Below are 2,858 nucleotides of genomic sequence, written 5' to 3' on the forward strand. Positions count from 1 at the left end.
TGTGACCCCATCATTATGAGTGATGTGCTCTAACCAGCTGAGCTACGTAGCCATTACCATGTTGTTTGTTCCTTTTGCAGAGACTGTTGTCTTGTCGGGAACGGGGCGCATTATGCTGAGTTGAGCCAGAACCGTCAATAGTTTTTTTGAATAAATCGAGATAAATGGACTGTTCGATTTCTTTTTAAACAAAGAGGCGTGTTAATCATCGAAAACTGATAACAAAATGACAGCAGATTGAATATTTAATTGATTTGCGATTCATAAATAATAAAAAAGCCAGCTTATGTGCTGGCTTTTAAACTCAATGACTTGAGCGAATATTATACGTTGAAGCGGAAGTGGATTACGTCACCGTCTTTTACGATGTACTCTTTACCTTCTAGACGCCATTTACCTGCGTCTTTCGCGCCGCTTTCACCACCAAATTCGATAAAGTCGTCGTAACCAACAACCTCTGCACGAATGAAGCCTTTTTCAAAGTCTGTGTGGATCTTACCTGCAGATTGAGGAGCTGTCGCTCCGACAGGGATCGTCCAAGCACGAACTTCTTTTACGCCCGCTGTGAAGTAAGTCTGTAGAGTCAGTAGATCGTAGCCAGAACGAATTACGCGGTTTAGGCCAGGCTCTTCGATACCCATGTCAGCAAGGAACTCTTCACGATCTTCATCATCTAGTTCAGATAGCTCAGACTCGATTGCCGCACATACAGCTACAACAACATTGTTTTCTTTTTCAGCGTATTCACGAACCGCGTCTAAGTATGGGTTGTTTTCAAAACCATCTTCGTTGACGTTCGCAATGTACATTGTTGGCTTCAATGTCAGGAAGTTTAAGTAGCCAACGGCCGCCAGTTCTTCTTTAGCAAGCTCAACTGTGCGCGCCATTCCGCCTTCTGTTAATACAGGCAGCAGCTTTTCAAGTACAGTTAGCTCAAACTTAGCGTCTTTATCGCCGCCTTTTGCTTTTTTAGCGTTACGCTGAATAGCACGTTCACAAGAGTCTAAGTCTGCCATCGCAAGCTCTAGGTTGATAACCTCGATGTCTTCGATTGGCGATACTTTACCTGCTACGTGAACAATGTTTTCGTTTTCAAAACAGCGAACAACGTGACCAATCGCGTCTGTTTCACGGATGTTCGCCAGGAATTTGTTACCTAGACCTTCACCACGTGATGCACCCGCTACCAGACCAGCAATGTCTACGAATTCCATTGTTGTTGGTAGAATCTTTTGTGGGTTAACGATTTTCGCTAGCGCGTCCAGACGTAGGTCTGGCACAGGCACAACGCCAGTGTTTGGCTCGATAGTACAGAACGGGAAGTTAGCTGCTTCGATGCCCGCTTTAGTTAGTGCGTTGAACAGAGTTGATTTACCAACGTTTGGTAGACCAACGATGCCACATTTAAAACCCATGTTAATAACCTTATTCAGCTTTGAACGTGTGTAGACGATTTTGTGCTTTTGATAGGCCATCCTTAATAAGGATGTCTAAACAGCGAACGGATTCATCCGCCGCTGCATCAAGAAGCTCTTGCTCTTTCGCAGGGGCTTTACCTAGCACAAAACCTGCTACTTTATCTTTGTGTCCAGGATGGCCAATACCAATCCTTAAACGATAAAAATCTTTGCAATTTCCTAGTTTACTAATAGTGTCACGAAGGCCATTGTGTCCACCGTGCCCACCGCCTTTCTTGAATTTAGCAACACCTGGAGGTAAATCCAGCTCATCGTGAGCAACCATGATCTCTTCTGGTTTTATTTGGTAAAACTTCGCTAATGCTGCGATAGATTTGCCAGATAAGTTCATAAACGTTGTTGGGATAAGCAGGCGAAGGTCCTGACCATTCATCATTATGCGCCCAGTTAGACCAAAAAATTTTGCTTCATTTTTCAGAGTAATATTGTGGACGCGTGCAAGTTCTTCTACTACCCAAGCCCCTGCATTATGGCGGGTTCTGGCGTATTCAGGTCCTGGATTGGCCAGGCCGACAAGAAGTTTGATCTGTTGACTCAAGGTTAGGATCTCTCTTGGAATCTCAAAAAGCGCAATATGATAGCACAGATATCTCACATCGGGCGAGATGCGCTTGCTTTCTAATATGTACCAATAAAAAAACACCCCAATAAGGGGTGTTTTTGAATGCGTTTACTAATACTTAGATTAGTTGAACATTGCAGAGATAGACTCTTCGTTGCTAATGCGGCGAATTGCCTCTGCTAGCATGCGAGAAAGGCTAAGTGTGGTTACTTTACCTGTCGCTTCCATCTCTTTAGGCATTGTGATTGAGTCAGTTACGATCACTTGATCTAGTACTGAGTTACCAATGTTTTGTGCAGCGTTACCTGAGAATACCGCGTGAGTCGCGTAAGCGAATACGCGCTTAGCGCCACGTTCTTTCAGTGCTTCAGCTGCTTTACATAGCGTGCCACCTGTGTCGATCATGTCGTCAACGATCACACAATCGCGACCTTCAACATCACCGATCAGGTTCATTACTTCAGAAACGTTCGCACGTGGGCGACGCTTATCAACGATAGCGATATCGATATCACCTAGTGCTTTTGCTGTTGCACGAGCACGAACAACGCCGCCTAGGTCAGGAGAAACCACAACTGGGTTTTCTAGGCCACGAGCTTCCATATCTTCAAGAAGAACCGGAGTACCAAAGATGTTGTCTACAGGTACATCGAAGAAGCCTTGGATTTGCTCTGCGTGAAGGTCGATAGTTAGAACGCGGTCAACACCAACGTTAGAAAGGAAATCTGCAACAACTTTAGCAGTAATTGGCACACGAGCTGAGCGTACACGACGGTCTTGGCGAGCGTAACCAAAGTAAGGGATAACTGCTGTAATAC

At 44.8% G+C, this 2,858-nt stretch carries 3 protein-coding genes; all 3 read right to left on the minus strand.

What is annotated here, in order from left to right:
* Positions 1 to 323 precede the first annotated feature (323 nt).
* Entirely contained in the window at positions 324 to 1,415 is a 1,092-nt protein-coding gene (gene ychF, locus AC4MRV_RS21835) for a redox-regulated ATPase YchF (RefSeq protein WP_491189373.1), read from the minus strand.
* 10 nt (positions 1,416 to 1,425) lie between these two features.
* Complete coding sequence (gene pth / locus AC4MRV_RS21840) at positions 1,426 to 2,016, minus strand: aminoacyl-tRNA hydrolase (protein ID WP_008075196.1); 591 nt, start codon at positions 2,014 to 2,016, stop codon at positions 1,426 to 1,428.
* 147 nt (positions 2,017 to 2,163) lie between these two features.
* On the minus strand, positions 2,164 to 2,858 hold a 695-nt coding region (locus AC4MRV_RS21845; RefSeq protein WP_491189374.1), incomplete at its 5' end, for a ribose-phosphate pyrophosphokinase.

It is taken from the genome of Vibrio sp. (assembly GCF_984391705.1).